General features: G+C 38.0%; 27 protein-coding genes. 11 read left to right on the top strand and 16 right to left on the bottom strand.

The features are described 5' to 3' along the window. Window positions 1-94 precede the first annotated feature (94 nt). From EHQ16_RS11250 to EHQ16_RS11220, 7 genes are all read right to left on the bottom strand, one after another. Window positions 95-1,108, bottom strand: coding sequence for a BtrH N-terminal domain-containing protein (locus tag EHQ16_RS11250; protein WP_244242052.1), 1,014 nt, complete (start codon window positions 1,106-1,108; stop codon window positions 95-97). A 5-nt stretch (window positions 1,109-1,113) separates the two neighbouring features. Continuing rightward, on the bottom strand, window positions 1,114-2,064 hold the full coding sequence (locus tag EHQ16_RS11245) for an ankyrin repeat domain-containing protein (RefSeq protein ID WP_135631832.1): 951 nt from the start codon (window positions 2,062-2,064) through the stop codon (window positions 1,114-1,116). 83 nt (window positions 2,065-2,147) lie between these two features. Further along, window positions 2,148-2,537, bottom strand: coding sequence for a hypothetical protein (locus EHQ16_RS11240; RefSeq protein ID WP_135631833.1), 390 nt, complete (start codon window positions 2,535-2,537; stop codon window positions 2,148-2,150). Then, entirely contained in the window at window positions 2,534-2,932 is a 399-nt protein-coding gene (locus EHQ16_RS11235; RefSeq protein WP_135631834.1) for a hypothetical protein, read from the bottom strand. Before EHQ16_RS11235 ends, EHQ16_RS11240 begins: the two co-directional genes overlap by 4 nt. Window positions 2,933-2,954: 22 nt before the next feature. After that, complete coding sequence (locus EHQ16_RS11230) at window positions 2,955-3,209, bottom strand: hypothetical protein (protein WP_244242051.1); 255 nt, start codon at window positions 3,207-3,209, stop codon at window positions 2,955-2,957. A gap of 332 nt (window positions 3,210-3,541) precedes the next feature. Beyond that, entirely contained in the window at window positions 3,542-4,354 is an 813-nt protein-coding gene (locus tag EHQ16_RS11225; RefSeq protein WP_135631835.1) for a ZIP family metal transporter, read from the bottom strand. Further along, window positions 4,355-4,945 (bottom strand): DUF6935 domain-containing protein, encoded by a 591-nt coding sequence (locus tag EHQ16_RS11220; RefSeq protein ID WP_135631836.1) that lies wholly within the window; start codon window positions 4,943-4,945, stop codon window positions 4,355-4,357. It abuts the gene before it with no gap. Between the two features lie 116 nt (window positions 4,946-5,061). Between EHQ16_RS11220 and EHQ16_RS11215 the strand changes: the two genes are divergently transcribed. Continuing rightward, window positions 5,062-5,454, top strand: a complete 393-nt coding sequence (locus tag EHQ16_RS11215) for an LA_2478/LA_2722/LA_4182 family protein (RefSeq protein ID WP_135631837.1) — start codon at window positions 5,062-5,064, stop codon at window positions 5,452-5,454. 7 nt (window positions 5,455-5,461) lie between these two features. Here EHQ16_RS11215 and EHQ16_RS11210 read toward each other — a convergent pair whose 3' ends face one another. Beyond that, window positions 5,462-6,433: an amino acid--tRNA ligase-related protein gene (locus EHQ16_RS11210; protein WP_135631838.1), complete on the bottom strand. Its 972-nt coding sequence runs from the start codon at window positions 6,431-6,433 to the stop codon at window positions 5,462-5,464. Between the two features lie 13 nt (window positions 6,434-6,446). Between EHQ16_RS11210 and EHQ16_RS11205 the strand changes: the two genes are divergently transcribed. Then, the gene (locus EHQ16_RS11205) at window positions 6,447-6,806 is read left to right on the top strand and encodes a hypothetical protein (protein ID WP_135631839.1); all 360 of its coding nucleotides are present in this window, start codon (window positions 6,447-6,449) and stop codon (window positions 6,804-6,806) included. Here EHQ16_RS11205 and EHQ16_RS11200 read toward each other — a convergent pair. Beyond that, on the bottom strand, window positions 6,775-7,191 hold the full coding sequence (locus EHQ16_RS11200) for a DUF4279 domain-containing protein (protein WP_135631840.1): 417 nt from the start codon (window positions 7,189-7,191) through the stop codon (window positions 6,775-6,777). The two genes, EHQ16_RS11205 and EHQ16_RS11200, sit on opposite strands and share 32 nt — an antisense overlap. 58 nt (window positions 7,192-7,249) lie before the next feature. On the opposite strand from EHQ16_RS11200, the gene EHQ16_RS11195 reads away from it, so the two are divergent. From EHQ16_RS11195 to cutA, 5 genes are read left to right on the top strand one after another with little or no spacing between them, the layout of a single operon-like run. Then, a complete protein-coding gene (locus EHQ16_RS11195) occupies window positions 7,250-7,975 on the top strand; it encodes a response regulator transcription factor (protein WP_135586115.1) in 726 nt (241 codons plus the stop codon). Between the two features lie 8 nt (window positions 7,976-7,983). After that, window positions 7,984-8,268 (top strand): DUF883 family protein, encoded by a 285-nt coding sequence (locus tag EHQ16_RS11190; protein WP_135601148.1) that lies wholly within the window; start codon window positions 7,984-7,986, stop codon window positions 8,266-8,268. Then, a complete protein-coding gene (locus tag EHQ16_RS11185; protein WP_135631841.1) occupies window positions 8,269-8,604 on the top strand; it encodes an LBF_4227 family protein in 336 nt (111 codons plus the stop codon). Window positions 8,605-8,608: 4 nt separating this feature from the next. After that, the gene (locus tag EHQ16_RS11180) at window positions 8,609-8,854 is read left to right on the top strand and encodes a hypothetical protein (protein ID WP_135631842.1); all 246 of its coding nucleotides are present in this window, start codon (window positions 8,609-8,611) and stop codon (window positions 8,852-8,854) included. Between the two features lie 50 nt (window positions 8,855-8,904). After that, window positions 8,905-9,234 (top strand): divalent-cation tolerance protein CutA, encoded by a 330-nt coding sequence (gene cutA / locus EHQ16_RS11175; protein ID WP_135631843.1) that lies wholly within the window; start codon window positions 8,905-8,907, stop codon window positions 9,232-9,234. Between the two features lie 329 nt (window positions 9,235-9,563). On the opposite strand, the gene EHQ16_RS11170 is transcribed toward cutA, so the two are convergent. Both EHQ16_RS11170 and EHQ16_RS11165 read right to left on the bottom strand, forming a co-directional pair. Next, entirely contained in the window at window positions 9,564-9,950 is a 387-nt protein-coding gene (locus EHQ16_RS11170) for a type II toxin-antitoxin system VapC family toxin (RefSeq protein ID WP_135631844.1), read from the bottom strand. Then, window positions 9,947-10,180 carry a type II toxin-antitoxin system Phd/YefM family antitoxin gene (locus tag EHQ16_RS11165; protein WP_135631845.1) on the bottom strand — a complete coding sequence of 78 codons (234 nt, stop codon included), beginning with the start codon at window positions 10,178-10,180 and terminating at the stop codon, window positions 9,947-9,949. Before EHQ16_RS11165 ends, EHQ16_RS11170 begins: the two co-directional genes overlap by 4 nt. Before the next feature lie 133 nt (window positions 10,181-10,313). Between EHQ16_RS11165 and EHQ16_RS11160 the strand changes: the two genes are divergently transcribed. The 4 genes from EHQ16_RS11160 (at window position 10,314) to EHQ16_RS11145 (ending at window position 12,245) form a co-directional block, all read left to right on the top strand. Further along, on the top strand, window positions 10,314-10,643 hold the full coding sequence (locus EHQ16_RS11160; protein WP_135586106.1) for an ArsR/SmtB family transcription factor: 330 nt from the start codon (window positions 10,314-10,316) through the stop codon (window positions 10,641-10,643). Between the two features lie 24 nt (window positions 10,644-10,667). Further along, window positions 10,668-11,135, top strand: coding sequence for an SRPBCC family protein (locus EHQ16_RS11155; protein ID WP_135631846.1), 468 nt, complete (start codon window positions 10,668-10,670; stop codon window positions 11,133-11,135). Window positions 11,136-11,180: 45 nt separating this feature from the next. Beyond that, on the top strand, window positions 11,181-11,777 hold the full coding sequence (locus EHQ16_RS11150) for a YdeI/OmpD-associated family protein (RefSeq protein ID WP_135631847.1): 597 nt from the start codon (window positions 11,181-11,183) through the stop codon (window positions 11,775-11,777). Between the two features lie 90 nt (window positions 11,778-11,867). Beyond that, a complete protein-coding gene (locus tag EHQ16_RS11145; protein WP_135631848.1) occupies window positions 11,868-12,245 on the top strand; it encodes a DoxX family protein in 378 nt (125 codons plus the stop codon). A gap of 10 nt (window positions 12,246-12,255) precedes the next feature. Here the strand turns inward: EHQ16_RS11145 and pnuC are convergent, their stop codons facing one another. From pnuC to EHQ16_RS11120, 5 genes are all read right to left on the bottom strand, one after another. Continuing rightward, the gene (gene pnuC, locus EHQ16_RS11140; RefSeq protein WP_135631849.1) at window positions 12,256-12,915 is read right to left on the bottom strand and encodes a nicotinamide riboside transporter PnuC; all 660 of its coding nucleotides are present in this window, start codon (window positions 12,913-12,915) and stop codon (window positions 12,256-12,258) included. A 15-nt stretch (window positions 12,916-12,930) separates the two neighbouring features. Next, window positions 12,931-15,081 carry a hypothetical protein gene (locus EHQ16_RS11135; RefSeq protein WP_135631850.1) on the bottom strand — a complete coding sequence of 717 codons (2,151 nt, stop codon included), beginning with the start codon at window positions 15,079-15,081 and terminating at the stop codon, window positions 12,931-12,933. 51 nt (window positions 15,082-15,132) lie between these two features. Next, window positions 15,133-15,810, bottom strand: coding sequence for a class I SAM-dependent methyltransferase (locus EHQ16_RS11130; protein WP_135631851.1), 678 nt, complete (start codon window positions 15,808-15,810; stop codon window positions 15,133-15,135). Continuing rightward, a complete protein-coding gene (locus EHQ16_RS11125; RefSeq protein ID WP_135632056.1) occupies window positions 15,810-16,964 on the bottom strand; it encodes a hypothetical protein in 1,155 nt (384 codons plus the stop codon). Before EHQ16_RS11125 ends, EHQ16_RS11130 begins: the two co-directional genes overlap by 1 nt. A gap of 63 nt (window positions 16,965-17,027) precedes the next feature. Continuing rightward, window positions 17,028-19,011 (bottom strand): aconitate hydratase (locus tag EHQ16_RS11120; protein WP_135638874.1); only part of this gene is annotated, 1,984 nt, incomplete at its 5' end.

Here is a 19,011-nt window from a genome sequence, read left to right as displayed (position 1 = left end):
GTAACCTTTTTTGTTAGATGCGACCGCGCTTTACGCTCCAATCTTTCGCAGTTGCGAAAGGATTTCCGCTGCAATCGCTGGCGCTAAAGATAGATCAAACCTCCTTTAATTTTAACAAATCACTCATGGCAGAAAACTCTAAATCAGCAATCGTGTGGAGGAGGTTTTTGATTTCACTTAACAAACGTTCGTCACCTTTTTTTCCTAAAGAATCAAACAAGGAAATAATCTCTGTCCAATGGTTTGCTACCTCTTTGAATTGGAGATGCGTATTTTTAAAAATAGGGTCTTTGGTTAATTCATAGGATTCTAAAAGGAAATCTCTATACAAATTCCGAAAAATGGCACCACCCGTCCCTGCCTTTTCCATCATCATTGCCGTAGTTCCAAAATCTCTTTGGATATCCTTCGAAGAATGAAACCACTTCTCCAAATACGATGCAAGTTTTCGAATCCCTTGAAATGAAACATTTGTAATGGGAGGACTGAGGTATTCACGTGCATTATTTTTTGCAGCCAACCTCACTACTTTTGTTAAGTTCGTTTGTTTTTTACCCAGGCCAATTGTGTAAAAAAGATTTTTGGAAGCCATGGGACCTTTTTCACTCCTAGCCAATTCCAAACTTTTTAAAGAGGTATGAACCTTCGTTCCTTGTTGTTTTGTATCCACCAAATAAACATTTGATTCATCGTATCCATATAGGGCCGCATAATGACCCGCAAAGTGAAAAGGTTTAGAAAAATATTCCAAATGAAAACAATCCAATTTCAGACCAACAGGTATTCCTGAATCTATCAAATTTTGAACTGATGACCAAGCCTTGGACTTTGAAGTTGTTTCCTGAATTTCCAGTTTTAAATTTAGGTTTTTAGCAATATTAGTCGTTAGTTGGTCTGGCTTAATCCGTCCACCAATAAAAGGAAAGTCCATAGATTTCATATTCCAAAATATAAAACTAAGACCTTCCCCAATGCCAAATAACATTGGTTCGGAAAGTTCGATTCCAATATGTTTCAACAAAGTTCCAGTGGTCGTGGTTTCACAATGAACTCCCACAAAAGGTGAAATTTGATTTAAAATCATTTCGTATAAATATAAATGATACAAATCATTCAGCGGACTAAATCTAAATACTCTTTTGGTAATCGATTTTTGACAGCATGATCATAAGCGGTTTTCCCCAAATTATCTTTGACTGTTTTGTCTGCACCATTCAAAAGAAGCAGCTTGATCACTCTTACCTCAACATAATATGTAAAACCGCTACCCACACTTTTCATTAGGGGAGTTTCTCCTAGATTATCAAGTGCATTCACTTCGGCTCCGTTTTCGATCAATGCCTTGGCCTGAAAAAAATTTGGGTCTGAAGCCGCAGCGTGTAAAGGAGTTGTACCCGCATCCGATCTTGCATTTACATTTGCCTTATGTTCAATTAATATTTTTACAATTTTTTCGGGATTCACAGCCTCTTTGGCATCTTTGTAGGTAGCACAAACTGTCATGATTGGAGTAGCACCATAAAGATATTTCCATTCCGGGTTAATGTTTTTACCTAAATAATACGTAACTAGTTTTAAGGAACAAGAATGGGATGCCCAGTACAATAGGTTGGCTTGCGATTGCTGAGTTCCCCTGACGTCAGCACCGTGTTTGATCAAAAGGAATGCGATTTCCTCATTCCCAGAAATTGTCGCAGAATGTAGGGCGGAGTCACCGTTAGATTTTATGATATTTGGGTTGGCTCCATGTTCGAGTAAAATTTTCACTCCTACAAGGTCTAACCGAGAAGTCGATAACGTTAGAGCAGTCTCTCCTTTCAAATTTGTTTCATTAATTTTTGCACCGCGACTAAGCAACAACTTCATCATTTCATGTTGTTTGTAACGAGATGCTAACATTAAAGGAGTGTTTCCTTCCTCATTTTTTTCGTTAATGTCTTGGCCTTTGTCAAGGGCCGAAGCAACTGGACCAACATTCCCATTTTTAATATGGTATGCGAAACAATTAACGAAAAAAATAACAAACAAAACAAATACTAAAGACAAAGAAAATCTTAATTTCATAATTTTTACCAAGGAAAATAATTCATCTGAATCAGATCATTCCGATTACATTTGGAAATAAACTAAAACTATACACAACCTACCTATTCCACAACCAAACCTTCAATAATGACAGTCCTTTGTGAGTACAGAGCTCGATTGGAAGTAAAAAGAAATTGTATACCAGTTGTTAGTGTTCGGATCATTGAATCGGCAACATTTTCTTTTGAATGAATCCGAAGATTACATATTTTTTTTGCATTCGGCAAGTTAGTTCGAATGATTTCATCAAGGTCAAAAGTGTCTATTGGTTGTGTGTCAAATAAATACCAAGAAAGTTTTGTCTCAATACGAAACTCTCTAAACTTGTCGTTGGTCTCTAGGTCGTTGGAAAAACTGACAGGGATGTTAGTATCTGTAATTTCATATTTATACGAAGCGCAACTAAAAATAGAGAGGAAAGCAATAATGCTGGTTATATAATAAAATTTCATTTTTTAAGAGTCCTTTGATTTAGTGTGTAAACGTTACCTTTAATATGAAGAGTGTATGGCCGCACTATCCCACCTGTGACCAAATCAACCATTCCATCCGAAAACTCATACTCTTCTGCAATCTTTAGATCACCAATACTAGCGTTCGGATATTTCAAATAGATTTCGGCTAAAAGTTCATCCAAAGACTTATCTCTAACATTCGAAAGTCCCCAAAAAAGGTAAACCCTAGTAAAAGAAAAGTTAAACTTACTATAAACAGAATACCCTTCACTCGTCGAAAAACCATTCATCCGTACTTTATTTTTACCCCAAGTCTGGTAATAAGAGGTGTTGGCACAATGGAACAAAAATAAAGTAATCCCGATTACCATTATTTGTCTCATTTTTTTCATTTCATTTTCCTTAAATTATTTTTTAAACATCGCAATACTTGGATTCATACTCAGATTGAATGACATCCACTCTATTTTTGTTTTTATATTGAGTGTATGGTAGAACTAGTAGTGGTGTCAGTCCTGCCGGACCTGCCCAAAATCCCACCATAAAAGATAAACCGGAAATGGCGGTGGTAAAATTTCGATTTTCTATTTGGATTTCTCGCATTCTACGTTTTGTATGAAAAAAATGAGCCACACAATTTTCTTTCTCATTTTTTGGTTTTTCTGGCAAAGAGATACAAGCCCCAAATAACAAAACAAATGTTATTGCAAATATTTTGTTATTTCTTTTGCACATCGATCCAAAACCTTTAAATTTGTAACTTCTATCATGGCTTCAATATACACTGGTTTGTTGATGATTGGGTATAGACTATCTTTTGTTTCCCTGGGCTGTGGAATTTGTTTGATATCTACAGCACATGAAATATAGAAAATAAAAACTAGTATAACGGTCGTAATATTTCTATTTAACATTTGGATCATTTTATAGAAATATAAGAAAACTTGCAAGTATAGTTTTCAAAACCTTACGATAAACAAATCTTTCTTACTGAAACCTCATCATCCAAGACCCACATCCAATGCCATCATAAGAACAAAACCAATCATAGCACCGAGAGTGGACATTTCTGTTTCTTTTCCTGTATGTGATTCTGGAATGAGTTCTTCTACAACCACAAAGATCATCGCCCCTGCCGCAAAAGACAGAGCAAAAGGTAACAAACTTTCTACATAAAAAACAAGAGCCGCTCCGAATAACCCTCCGATAGGTTCTACAAATCCAGAGAGTTGTCCATACCAAAAACTTTTCCGTGTCGAAAAACCCTCCCTTAACAAAGGAATGGATACAGCGGCACCTTCGGGGATGTTTTGGATTCCAATCCCAAAAGCAACTACAACCGCAGCCATAAGAGCTTCATAAGTAAACCCGTCACCAAGCGCTCCAAAGGCGACGCCTACTGCCAAACCTTCTGGTATATTGTGTAAGGTAATAGCAAGAACAAGAAGTAAACTCCTTTGGAAAGAAGACCTTCCCCCCTCCAAACGATTTTCCTCCAAACCTACATGCAAATGGGGAAGAAGTTTATGTAAAAGATATAAAGACAAACCACCGGATAAAAATCCAAGACTCACATGAAACCAAGCGGGATTTCCGGCTCTTTCTGAAAGTTCAATCGAGGGTAAAAGAAGAGACCAGAAACTGGCAGCAATCATAATCCCCGAAGCAAAACCGAGCATTGCATTGAACACAGGCCTTGGTACGGTTCGAAAGAAAAAAACAAAACCGGCACCGAAGGCTGTACAAAACCAAGTAAACCCAGTGGCAAGAAGTGCCAATACCACTGGATGTAGTGATAAAATAAAATCTAACATCTATTTGGCTGGCATCATTCCAACAAATAAAGAACTCATTTCTTTGGCACGCCAAAGTCCATCAGAATCTTTTTCCACGGTCACTGGACGAAAACTAGAAGCTCCCCGAGTGGCCACAAAAAGTTTGATTCTGCCGCTGGATTCCTCACCCGAATAAGGATTTGTATATGTTTCGACTGTCAAAGGCAAACTAGGAGTGTATCCATTGGAAGGTTCTGCTCCTTTCCAATAACCATTGGATAACATTTTGTATTTATCCAATTGACCAAGAAGAAATTTATCACCATTCCCCAAATCCATTCCATCAACAGCGGAAGGTTTGTTGGACTTTTGTCGATTTTTCGAAACTACCGAAAGGGTCATTGTTTTTGTACCTAAGTCTGGATTTTTTCCATAAAGTGAAATTGCAAGTACAAGCATGGAAGCAGCACCTTCTGGAGTGGTTGCAATCGATGACTGCAATGATTTGAATTCTTCAATTGTAGTTGGTTCTGAAGGAAGAACAACCACATTACGAGGCGTTAGGTTCTGAGCAAAGGCCTGACCTGCCGCAAACAGAAAGAGAATGGTTAAGATAAGGGTTTTTTTCATAATCTAAGAATGTAGGGAATTTCCCCAGATTAATCAATTTATTTTCGACTCAACCATTCGGTTGAGGAAACGAAAAAAAACTTTACGAAAGCCATTTGTTAGCAGAGGGTTTTCGTATGAAAAAAATTTCTATTTTTTTACTAATACTCGCCCCCTTCTTCATCACCGCACAAACTGTAAAGGATGCTAAAGAATTCCAAGCACTCTCTAAAAAGATGTGTGCGAAAACCTCTGAGTGTATGAAAGAAAAACTGAAAGACCTTCCTGCCGACCAAAGGAAGATGATCGAATCTCAGTTTGTGAATGGGAACGTCTGTGAATCTCGCTACAAAAACTATGTTGTTGAAGGCCAAAAACCGGCAACGAATGACAAACCAACAAAAAAACTCACCAAAGAAGATTTGGAAAATATGAAAAAATGTGCTAAGGATATGGCGGCATTTTCATGTGCAGACTTAGAAGAAGGAAAAGTGCCAGAGTCTTGCGAAAAATTCCAAGAAGAAAACTAAACCATTTCTATACTTCTATCCAATACGGACTAATCTCACTTAGTCCGTGTTTACCAGATAATTTCAAAAGAAGCCGATCCATTCCAATGGAAATTCCGGCACAACTTGGAAATCCATTTTCTAAAGACAAAAGGAAATCTTCATCCATTGGAAACACTTCTTTTCCCAGTTTGGCACGTAACTCTTGTTCTTCTAAAAACCGTTTTTTTTGTTCTTCTACGTCACTCAGTTCATAAAAAGCATTGGCAAGCTCTAGTCCGTCCCAATAAATCTCAAACCTTTTGGCAACTCCATCTACAATTTTAGCAAGTGCGGCACATTCAGGCGGATAGTCGTATAAAAAAACAATCCCTTCACCTAACTTCGGCTCTACTAGATTCAAAAAAACCAAAAAGAAAAGATCCTCGTATTGCCACTGGGTAAGTTCGAAAACTGGTGAAGAAGTTAGTTTTTTAGTCGTAATGGTTTTTAATAAATCTTCCTTCGAAAATCCATGTCCGACATTTTGTAAAAAAGCCTCTTCCACAGAAAGATGACGAATCCATTGGGGGTTGGCCAACTTCGTTTGGTCTTCTTTCCTTCCAAATATATGGATCAATTCCCTTAAGAATTTTTCAATAAAATGTCTGAGCACTACATCATCCATTCCCTTGGCATAAAGTTCTAACATCAAAAATTCTTTGGAATGGAACCCACTTCCCATCTCACCGGAGCGGAAAGTATGAGCCAGTTCAAAGATACGATCCAACCCCTTTGCCATCATTTGTTTCAAACTGTATTCGGGAGAGGTGATGAGATATCCTTTCTCACGCCCACTCGGCGAACGGACTTCAAAGGGATCAAGATATGGTTCCATTCCCACGATGGGTTTGAGTGTCGGCGTATCTACCTCCAAAAATTCATTTCTAAATAGAATCTCACGAACCATCTTAAAAACTTGAGATCGAAAAATAACTGTATCTTTTGAGAGAGAAATCATACCATTACCTCCAATGGCAAAAAAAACAAAATACCTCACTGTACGTGAAGTTCAGAATGCGTATGAAATTGTCATTTTGTCTAAGAAGGTACATGCGGAACTAGAAGAAGAAATGGATTCTGTGATGCATATGTTGTTTTTCCAAACAAGATCTCATATCCAAATGGATCTTTCTAACCTTCCCTATCTACCGTTGAGCCTACTCACAAAACTACTGAACATGGCCCGTGACCTTCGCCTGAAAAAACGAGTCCTTGTCCTTCTCGGTCTCCCACTCTCTGGGTATATTTATTTAAAACGATTTGGTCTCATCCGGCTTATTTTCCCAAGTGAAGCCATCCTTAGGGAGTCTCATCGAGTTCCCAGGGAATAATTTCTAAATTCACACCCATTTCACCTAACAAAAGCATAGTCCTTTTGTCCAGAATCACACCTTTTGTGAACTCAGATGCAAACTCCACGGAGGCATAAATCGTGGATTCGTAACTTTCGGTGAATTCTTTTAGGTTTTTACGAACAGGTGCTAAGGTTTTTAAGAGATCCCAAATATGATCTAGGACTGGAGATTCTGGTCCCAATTTAGAATTGAGCTGCCAATGACTTGGAATTGTCATATTTTCGATGTCTTTTACATCCCCACCGTGGTAATAATCCGGTTGGATGCCTAATTTCTCTGTGACTTCCAACGGTCGTAATCTTGGTCCGGAGATGGCGAACATCGCCCACGATTTTGCTTCTCTTTGCGTTCCTGATTCCATTTTTTACTTTTTTTTTCTACTACAAGAACCAAATTGAGAAAGAACTCAAGGGAAAAACATGAAAAATATTTTGGTAATTGAGGACGATCCGGATATCGGGAACCTAATCCGGAAATCTCTCGATTCTGCTCACTACACAACCTCCGTTTTTGAAAATGGCGAAGACGGTTTGAAATTTTACAAATCCAATCATCCTGATTTAGTGATTCTGGATCTCTCCTTACCGGACATTGATGGTATGGAAATTTGCCGTAGCATCCGTAAAGCCGATGAAAGTACTCCAATTTTTATTCTTTCCGCAAGGACAGAGGAAATTGATCGCATCATGGGACTTGAGTTAGGTGCTGATGATTACATCACAAAACCATTTTCAGTTCGCGAACTCAAAACACGTGTGGATGTATTCTTTCGTAGATGGGATAAAAAAATTGGGATCAAACCCAATGTGGGACAAGCCGGAGAAATCATCCGTGGTGCTCTGAAAATTGATTCCATCCGTCGTCGTGTCACTCTGAACGAAAACATCATCAATATTTCCAGAAAGGAATTTGATATTTTACAACTCTTAGCCGGTTCACCAGGGAAAGTTTTTTCTCGCGAAATGATTTTGGAATCAGTTTGGGGAGTGGAATGGGATGGATTCGAAAGGATGATCGATAGTCATATCAAACGCATTCGTTCTAAACTAGAAAAAAACTCCGCACAACCAGAATGGATTGAAACCATTTGGGGAATCGGATATCGTTTCACAGACAATTTTGAAAACATAGTAGTCCCAGACTAATATACGTTATGGAAGAAGTGAAAAAAGACAAATCCCTCATCGACGAAATTAAGTTGTATGAGAAAAAAGCCAAAGAAATTGAACAAAGAGCCAAGGAGAAGTATATGGAACAAGTAAGCGACATCAAACAAAAGTTAGGTAAAGCAAGTGAAGAGGCTTCTATCAAAGCAAAAGAAGTCATAGACAATGTAGGATCTTACGTAAAAGAACACCCACAAAAAGCAGCCGTCATTGGATTTGGTGTAGGCCTTGGGTTAGGACTTGCGCTTGGTTGGTTTTTTAAGAAGAAATAATTGGATCACAAAGAATCAAAACAACGTAAAAAAGGCGGGATCAAAGCCGCCTTCGAAGACTTAGTCGCCAAACTTATCGCTTACGGCGAAGTAATGGCGATTTACATTCAAAAGAATCTCCAAATTTATATTAGGAATTTGGTTCTTTCTTCCGTTTGGGTTTTCACTTCTTTTTTCCTTATCTTCCTCGGCCTTGTTTACATATCCTATGGTGTGTATTTAAGCATTCAGAAGTTTCTCGCAGAAGGAGATCCTATCCTTGCAAGTTTCGGAACAGGATTTGGATTTTTAATCTTCGCTATTTTCTTTTTATCACTCGTTCTAAAGAAAAAATAATCCCATGAGATTCAATCCATTAACAGACCATGACCGGTATTTAGACAAAGATCCAAAAGACATGTCACTCACTGAACTTAGGATGTTACTCAAAATCAAACGGATGGACTTACAACTAGGTTGGAACGAGTTTGAAGGCAAAATCAAATTTTGGCAACGAGTGGTTCGCTCCGTCCGTGAGTCAGGAATGGTGGACCAAGTCAAAGACGGAATCCAATCCTACTTACAAAATAAATCTCCAAAAGTATAAGGGTTTCACCAATGTGAGCCGATCTTTGTAAAAACAAACAAGGACTTCCTATGGCTTCAGAAGAAATTTTAGTATTTACCACAATTGGCGACCGCGATATGGCCGAAGAACAAATCTCCGAAATGTTAGAACAAGGAATCATTGTTTCAGGAACCATCTTTCCTGAAGTGGAACTTGTTTATTTATGGGAAGGGAAAATCACTGTTGATACGGAAAACAAAATCCTCCTCAAAGCAAAAGCTGACAAGTACAATGCGATCGAAGAATACATAATGAAACATCATCCCTACATTGCTCCCGAAATCATTCGTATGGACGTGAGTTTCGGTAGCCCCGCCTACAAGGCGTTTGTTGCTGAAAAGATTAAAAAAAATAGTTAGAATAAGAAAACAAGTTCTGTTCTACTCCCAGTCCCACTCAACCAATCACTCTTACGTTTCATCCCATAACGAAGTGCGATTGGGGTTATAGAAAAATCGCTGATTCTATTTTCGGAAGTTGAGCGCCTCGAATCTTTTTCTTATACCCAAGTTCTTAAAGTAAAACGACCGGGCGTACTCCGGGGTGCGCCTTCGCTCCCGTCCTCGGAGACCTTCGCCTCCTCCGACCAAGCCCTCCGCTCTCAATTGTTCCTCAAAATCTGGTTTTTCCCAATTGCAGTCTTCTTTTAAATTTGATTCGGAAAATTCATTTCTCAACTTTCCTTGGTTCACCAAATCGAATTTATTTCATATTGAGTGATCAGTGAATCCTTTGTTAAAATTGCCATCTTTTCGAAGTTAGATTGACAAACCAAAATACGATCGAAAGGATCTTTGTGTAAATCGGGCAAATTTAGAAGTCCAAATGTATGCCCCATCGTTATCTCCAAAACATTACAATCAATTGCAACTAACGATTCTGAAATGATTTTATCCGGAGAATATTGTAGATTCAGTTTTCCTATTTTAAATTTAATGATGATTTCCCAGATACTTGCTACACTCAAATACAACTCATTTTCTGGATTTTCGACAATTCGCAAAACCTTTTTAGATAGGTTCGCCGGTTCATATAATATCCATAAATATGTATGCGTGTCTAATAAATACTTCAAGACAAAAAGCCTGAGATTTCCTCATTGGGAAGAGGTTCAAAAAATTCTTTTGAGATTTTTGTTTTCCCTTGGTAGATTCCTATCTCTCGTTTATTCTTTTTATCAGAAGTAATTCTCACTAACTTCACAACTGGTTTTCCCGCTTTGGAGATCACCACTTCCTTTCCTTCTAGAGCCTGCACAATGAGTTTCGAGAGACTGGATTTAGCGTCATGAATGTTATATTCCATACCAATAGGTTAGCTAATCTAACGGGCTAAGTCAATCAAATATAAGCGAAAGTTTTACAAAAGCGATACCCCCCGAAACAAAAAAAGTGTTGCCAAATGACTACATATTATTGATTAGTCAAATGGCTACACAATGGATTTACGAAGAGATGTATTTCAGGCAATTGCAGATCCCACAAGAAGGGCCATCCTCCTCCTTGTGGCCACCCAGTCCATGACCGCGGGAGCCATAGCTTCTCAGTTTGACACCAAAAGACCCACCGTTTCGAAACACTTACAAATTTTAACTGAATGTGAATTATTAAAAAAAGAACCTAACGGTCGAGAGATGTATTACCATCTAAACCCAAATAAAATGAAAGAGATAGCAAACTTCATAGAACCCTTTCAAAAACTTTGGGACGACCGGTTTAACAAATTGGAATCGGTAATGAAAAATTACCAAAAAAAATCAAAATCCTGAAAAACATACCAATAGGAAAAATCGATGGAATTAAAAACAAAAGTTATTGCAGAAGACGGTAAACAAGAACTAACGATAGAACGCGAATTTGATTTACCTGCCGATTTAGTTTTCAAAGCGCACACAATACCAGAACTCATCGAACAATGGATGGGAAACAAAGTCCTTAAGTTTGAAGCAAAAAACCATGGAAGTTGGATCTATGAAGTCAAAAACCCAGAAGGTGTTGTGATGTTTCGGGCCAATGGAGTTTTACTGAACTTAATTGAAAATGAAAGTTTTGTCCGCACCTTTGAAATGGAAAATACTGGATTTCCCGTCCAACTGGAGTTTTTTACATTCCAAAAAATATCTGATCAAAAAAGTAAACTGACCATGCAGATCATCTACAAGTCAGTCGAACAAAGAGATCAAATTTTAAAAATGCCATTTGCACAAGGAATCAACATGGCTCACAACCGATTGGAAGAAATCCTTCATAAAAAAGTTTGATTTGATTTTCAATCAGAAGTTATGAATCCAATCGGAGTTATTTAAATGAAACAAACAAATCCTAAAGCTAAGAAAATTGATTACTATTTCCAAGAACTTAAATCTTGGAAAAAGGAGTTTGAAATTTTACGTTCGATTGCCATGGGAAGTAAACTGGTCGAAGAAATCAAGTGGGGACAACCATGTTATACTCTTAATGGACAAAATATATTTCTAATCCATGGATTCAAAGATTACTGTGCAATTTTATTTTTTAAAGGGGCCTTACTCAAAGATCCGAAAAATATACTCATCCAACAAACCAAAAATGTACAATCGGCAAGGCAAATCCGATTCCAAAATGTCTCTGAAATCAAAAAATTAAAAACCATCATTAAGTCTTATATCAAAGAAGCCCTGCAAATTGAAGAATCAGGGAAAAAAGTTAAGATGAAAAAAACAACAGAGTTTGAGGTCGTGGAAGAATTTTTAAGACGGATGGAACAAAACCCAAAGTTACAAACTGCATTTGAATCCTTAACTCCCGGCAGACAACGTGCCTACCTTCTCCACTTTTCTGGAGCTAAAAAATCAGAAACAAGAGAAGAAAGAATCTCAAAACAGGAAAAAAATATTCTAAATGGAAAAGGTCTAAATGACTAACCGGCGTAGGATATGAACTTCTTATTCATGTTCAAACCAATCCAAACAAAAAGAAATCATATTTAAAAATAAAATGATTAGGAGAAAACAATGTCAGATAAAACAAAAAAAATAGCCTATTGGTTTTTTACCCTTTGGTTGTCACTCGGAATGGTATCGACTGCCATCGTACAATTAATCAAACTACCAGAAGAAGTAGAAAAAATCAATGCATTAGGGTATCCTACTTATTTTCTAACATTACTTGGGATTTGGAAACTACTAGGAGTCATTGCAGTCCTTGTACCAAAGTTTGTATTACTCAAAGAATGGGCGTATGCGGGTTTTTTCTTTGCTATGTCTGGGGCTGCCATTTCTCATATTGTTTGCGGACACGGATTCGGTGAAATTTTTCCATCCGTCCTTCTCCTTGTACTCACGACAATCTCTTGGTACTTACGACCAGAAAATCGCAGAACAAAACCTTAAGTTAATTCGATCACTGGTTACCATTGGAATGGAGTTTGTATTCTTTATACCAATGGTAACATCCATAAAAGGCAATCAGCAAAAACACAATGTATTCCAGGGTCACAAAAGGAATTTCCTTTAAAGAATAGATGGTAATACAAACAACGTCGACAAACACCCATAAAAACCAAGATTCCAACTTTCTTTGTGCGAGTAAAAAATTGGCAATGATACTTGCCACAGTGGTAAATGCATCCCAATACAAAAACTCAGGTGGTTTAACAAAAACCTGAGGGAACCACAATGGCAATCGACTGGTAGTTTCTCCCAAAAAATAAGTACCGCAAAGAATCACAAAAACGAGAACCAAGTTTTTTATTTTTCCCAAAGATTGGATTTTTATATAAGCACCAGTTCTTTTTCTCCAAACATACCAACCATAAATACTTGATCCAAAAAAATAAATTTGTAATAACATATCTGAATAGAGCTGGATTTGGAAAAACAAAAAGAAAAAACAGATGGAGTTGAAAATCCCAATCGGCCAGGTGAGAATATGATTTCTCGAAGCTAAATAAACACAAACAAGACCCGAACTTGTGCCAAGGAATTCAATCAAACTAATGGTATAACCGAAGACAGAAAAAAGAGGAAATTCAATCGAGCCGTATAAAAAAAAATCTGTCATTTACAAAGAAAAAATTTAATAACCATTTTCTTCAAATCCAAATAATCGGATTTGGCTCAAATTACCTTCGCTTTTAGGAATGTCACCACAATGATAAGGAGCAATCGAATTTGACTTTCTTAGAATGCCGTGACCTTGGTAAGCACCTAGATTGGGAGTGAATAAACAATCCTCATTCGATTCACAGAGACCGTTTTCGTTTCCTTTGGCATCTCCTATGATTTCTCGAGCATTTCTAAGGTGATAAATTCCGCATACATTGGAACCAAGGTATTTAGATCCTCGTACCAAATTCTGACAATCTGATTCAGAAGTTGCTACACCTCCAACTGTATGTAACAGAGGGCGCGATGAATCCGGACATACGTTAGTATTTTTAAAATAAGGATCAGATTTCTTTAAAGACCAATCAAAAATTCGACAATTGTTGGAGCAAATTCCTTTCACATTATCTGTAAAAACACCTAATGAGTCGTAGTTTGTAAAAGAACGATATGTATTTTGAAATTTCATGTAACTAGCATTTCGTAAATAAGTAGTGATAAAGCCAGAGTTATCATTGGGGTTTGAAGTATCATCTTGGAAGATAAATCCAACAAAACTATTTTCATAAGGGATGTTATTAACAAAATTATAATCGGAGGACCCAGCAGGTAATCCATTGACTGTAAAACCAATATTAGTTCCGCTTAAAATATTATTGCTTAAGCTTCCGGAAAACCTTACATTCCCCGTTAAGTAATGATTGTTAACGGAAGAGTTTTCAAATGCATAATTGGAAGCTCTAAAGATTCCAATGTTTTCTAGGATCATTTTAAAATCAGAGCTACCTGAACTGATCAATCCAATCCCAGAAACCATATTTACTAAGATTTGATTGGAAATGGTCAAACCCGAAATTTTTGCTGGTAGGGTTTCAAATGCTGAGATCGTTGCGTTCGTAGAACTATTGGCAACGACCATATCTTTAAATACACTTCCACCTATATTTGAATTTGCTGTAGAAATAGCTATGCCATCCTCAGATGAGGAGTAAAGAACCGTATCTAAAAAACTGTTGTTCCAAATATGATTGTTGGTTCCACCGGAAGATAAACTGATAGCAGCACCATCGATGTCTCCGGCTGTAATTGATGAAAACGTATTGTTTTGAATGAGATTTCCTACTGACATCCCAGCAGATGACAAACTAACAACATTACCGCTATTTTCTGTAGAAACTCGGATCGATTGGTATAAACCTTGCGAACCTTGCACGGAAAATGTGGCTCCTCCAACAGTAGCCACTAAGTTAGGCGACCACATGAAACGATTGGTTTCTGTAATAGAAACTAGCGGATTGATGCTGGAAAGAGTTCCGAATTCACCTTCTAAGTATTGGAAGTTACCACTAAAGCGAAAGAATGGTGAAGTGGCAGCTAAAGACAAACTTGTATTAGATTTGTATAAAATTCCCGTTCGATTGGATGGAATGTCGGCAGAACCTAAGGAGGCAGTGGGTTGATCGAGTAGATAGAGTGTTCCAGGACTATTCAATGTCCCACCTGCAAGTGGATAAGAAAGAATCTGGTTTGTCCAGGTGTTAGCAAACTGTGTTTTTCCTACCAGTTGGTTTGTATGAAAAACAGAAACGGAAATGGGGCCGAAATGGTAACTTCCATTTTCGGAAACAACCAGGTCTCCGAGATACTTTCCTGGTTTGATAGAAGTTGCTACAAAAACAAGACCACCACCGGTTTTCTCAAAACAAGTGAATTGCAAAGTACCTGTGTTATCTTCTGCAAAATAACCATCACAGGAATTGGAATTGAATATCCCTCCTGAGCCTTCTACCGACAACATTAAACCGGCATGTAGACAAGCACTATAGCCACCCAACTCTGTGCCCGTACAACTAGTATTGGAAGCGTTGATGGCAGAGATTCCATCGTTTTTTATATAATCAAGTAATTGTGTTCTACCTTCGTAGAGGTGTTTGATAGGTGAAAGTTGTAAATCAACATTAATTCCACAGTGTGGGGATCTGAGATTGGCGACTACCTTAATGAGTAATGCGTCGAAAAAAGCATGTGATCGGCTATCACAAGCATTACCAAGCTCTATTTGCTTACAGCGAGTGGTAGAAACCAAAACACAAATTACTGTGATTCGAAGTAGCCATCGCATATCGACTCAAGTATATTCACTTGGAAATAAATTGCAAAAACTTTTTACTTACTATATCCTAAAGAAATCTTCTTTAAATCCTTTTTCCCCTAACCATTTGCTTTGCAAAAGATTGTATCCGACAATTTCGAAATCCCTAGATATCCACTTTTGGTATTTTTTTTTGGATCTACTAAAGGCATAAGGATCAGAAAAACTCATTTCTTCTTTCATGACCGCATAGTCTTCGTTTGTTGGAACAGTGAAATATAAATAATTACAATACTTTGCCATTTTTTCTAATACACCTGGAATCATGGAATCGGGAAGGTATTGGATGACTGAATTACAAATCCCAAGTTCTACCGGTTCTTTTTCTAATTTGGGAAGTTTGAATGTTTCTAGGGATTCATGGTAGAGATGAAATTTGTCAGAACGTTTGACCCAGTCTTTTTTTTTCAAATCTTCATAGGCTTCTTTGGAGGCATCCACTGCATACACTTTCACGGGAGAAAAAGTTTTTACCATCTCTCGAAGTAAAATGGCCTTTCCAAAACCAAAATCTGCCATTTTGTAAACAGGAATCTCCATGAGTTGAAAAAGTGCTTTTAAATATTCGGCATGTTGTTTGGCATTATAAGATCCATCTACGTCCAGTCCATTCCCGTAAATATCCGACCAGTAGGAACCATCGAACTGTTTGCCATTTTTACCAAGACCAAAGTTTTTTTTATTTAAGAAACCTTTCACTAAAATTGAACTCCTAGGCTTTGTAATTCTTTGATCATTTCTTTTATGTATTTTGGTTCTTTTGTTAATTGTTCCACTTCTTCTTCAAAAGCCTTTGTTACCATTTGGTTGTCTTTTTTGACTCGTTTCAAATAAGTTGTGAGAGATTCTTTTGTGATTTTTCTTTCTGTAAAATCTGCCATCAGTGGATGCGAAAAAAATCTTTGCCTGATTGAATCTTCTAGTTCACGAATTTTTGATTTGATGATCCCTACAAATCGTTTGATAGAAGTATCATGGAAGGATACATCCGTTTGTTGGTTGGGAAGTAGTTCATCCACTTGCATTTTGATTTCTAAAATTTCTGCGATATTCATATTGTCTCTGGCACCAGAGAGTTTGGTCATGAGTTTTGCTTTTTTTTCCCGTAACACAGGGTCTTGTTCTTTGTCGGGATGGATGAGTTTAGCTAAATTTTTAAATAGAACATTGATGTCTGTGCTGAGTAAACGTTCCGATTCGAGGATCTTCTTTTCTTTTTCCGTTTGGGATTTAGATTTCTTTCGTTCGCTAGATTTAGTCCCCCTTCCTCTAAAGTATTCTGCTCTATATTCTTCATATTTCTCACGAAAATCCTTATACTTCTCTTCGTGGGATTCTCTATCTTCTTCGGAATCAAACTGTGTTCTGTTCAAATCATCTAAATCAATCTCAACACCAAACTTTTGTTTTATTTTGGATTCCATTTGGTTTTTATACCGAAGCCTTTCCATCCGTTCAAACTTGGTTTCTAACTGATCTCGAAACTTCCCATAAAAATTTGGATCTTCCAAAATAGAATCTGTACATATATCTAATAAATAACGCCGGAGGAACTCTCTTTGCATTTTGCCAAAAGAAAGTTTTTCTTCAATGAGAATGGAACACATCAGTTCAAAACGCATCCGTTCCAATTTCTTTTGTTTTTCTAGCTCCGGAAGCACTTCTTTTAAATAGGTTTCGTTTACCATCTGAAACAATGGTTCGATTTCTTTGGAATGTTCTAAGATTTCTTTATGTTTGCGAAGAGCATCGTTAAACTCTTTTTGTGCTTTTGTTTGGTTAGAAGAAGATCCCGTCCAAATCAAAGTTTCTTCTGTTTTGATTGTGATGGGTTTTGATTTTTGTTTGGGCATGAGAAAGGAAGTTCGCCAGAGGGAAACTTCCATCTGGCGAATCGTAAAGTCGTTAACTTAAGTTTATGCTTTCATCAAGTTCAAGGCAGCACCTGCTTTGAACCATTCGATCTGTTGTGCATTGTAAGTATGGTTTACAGAAATTTCATCCTTTTTACCATCCTTATGATTCAACACAAGAGTCAGTGGTTTTCCTTCTGCAAAACTAGTGAGTCCAACAATGTCAATCGCATCATCTTCTTGGATTTTTTCGTAGTCATCTTTGTTTGCAAAAGTTAAAGCTAACATCCCTTGTTTTTTCAAGTTGGTTTCGTGAATCCGAGCAAACGATTTCACAAGAACCGCACGAACACCTAAATGTCTTGGTTCCATGGCTGCGTGTTCACGAGAAGAACCTTCCCCATAGTTCTCATCACCCACAACAATCGATCCAATTCCTTGAGCCTTGTAAGCTCTTTGAGTTTGTGGAACTGGTTCGTAGTTTCCGGTGAGTTGGTTTTTCACTTCATTGATTTTTCCATTGAAGTTGTTTGTAGCACCAATGAGTAAGTTATTGGAAATATTATCCAAGTGACCACGGAACTTGAGCCAAGGGCCTGCCATCGAAATATGGTCTGTTGTACATTTTCCTTTTGCTTTGATGAGGAGTTTCAGACCTTTGATGTCCGTTCCTTCCCAAGCCTTAAACGGTGCGAGGAGTTGGAGTCTTGTGGATGCCGGATCCACAATCACTTGCACCCCAGAACCATCAGCCGCAGGAGCGATGAAACCCGCATCCTCAACCGCAAAACCTTTTTTAGGTAACTCTTCCCCAGTTGGTGGGTCAAGTTTCACCTTTTCCCCTTTTTCATTGGTTAGAGTGTCTGTGAGTGGATTGAAACCTAAGTCACCAGCAATGGCAAGGGCTGTTGTGATCTCAGGAGATGCCACAAATGCATATGTATTTGGGTTTCCATCTTGGCGTGCTTGGAAGTTACGATTGAAAGAGTGAACAATGGTGTTCTTTTCTTTTTTATCGGCACCCACACGTGACCACATTCCAATACAAGGCCCACAAGCATTCGAAAATACTTTGGCTCCAATCGTATGGAAAGAATCAATGAATCCATCTCTTTGGATGGTGTAACGAACGAGTTCCGAACCAGGAGTGATGGTAAACTCAGCTTTGGTTTTAAGACCTTTGGCAGCCACTTGTTTGGCAAGGGATGCAGCTCTTGAGATATCTTCGTAAGAAGAGTTCGTACAAGATCCGATAAGGCCTACTTCTACTTTGAGTGGCCAACCATTCTTTGCAGCCTCTTCTTTCATTTTAGAAATAGGAGTGGCAAGGTCTGGAGTGAATGGACCATTCACATAAGGCTCGAGTGTATCTAAATCAATTTCAATCACTTGGTCAAAGTATTTAGAAGGATCTGCATACACTTCTGGGTCAGCAGTGAGCTGCGCCTTATACTTGTTGGCAAGATCTGCCACATCACTTCTGTTAGTGGATCTTAGGTATCTTTCCATGGATTCATCGTAACCGAAAGTAGAAGTGGTAGCACCAATTTCTGCACCCATGTTACAAATTGTACCTTTTCCAGTACAAGAAAGTGCTTCGGCACCAGGACCAAAGTATTCTACAATGGCACCTGTTCCACCTTTAACCGTGAGGATCCCAGCTACTTTTAAAATTACGTCTTTTGCGGAAGTCCAACCGTTGAGTTTTCCAGTGAGTTTGACACCGATGGCTTTTGGCCATTTGAGTTCCCATGGAAGGCCTGCCATCACATCACAAGCGTCAGCTCCACCAACACCAATGGCAACCATTCCAAGGCCACCTGCGTTCACTGTGTGGGAGTCGGTTCCGATCATCATCCCACCAGGGAAAGCATAGTTTTCTAAAACTACTTGGTGGATGATACCAGCACCTGGTTTCCAGAAACCGATTCCATATTTATTAGAAACGGAGGATAAAAAATCATAAACTTCTTTGTTTTCTTTGACAGCGATACCAAGATCCACACCGGATTCGTCTTTTGCTGTAATTAAGTGGTCACAGTGAACG

The organism is Leptospira kanakyensis (assembly GCF_004769235.1).
In the GTDB taxonomy this organism is placed as follows: domain Bacteria; phylum Spirochaetota; class Leptospiria; order Leptospirales; family Leptospiraceae; genus Leptospira_A; species Leptospira_A kanakyensis.
Note: the sequence above shows the minus strand (reverse complement) of the source record. Positions and strands in the feature narration are given on the sequence as shown.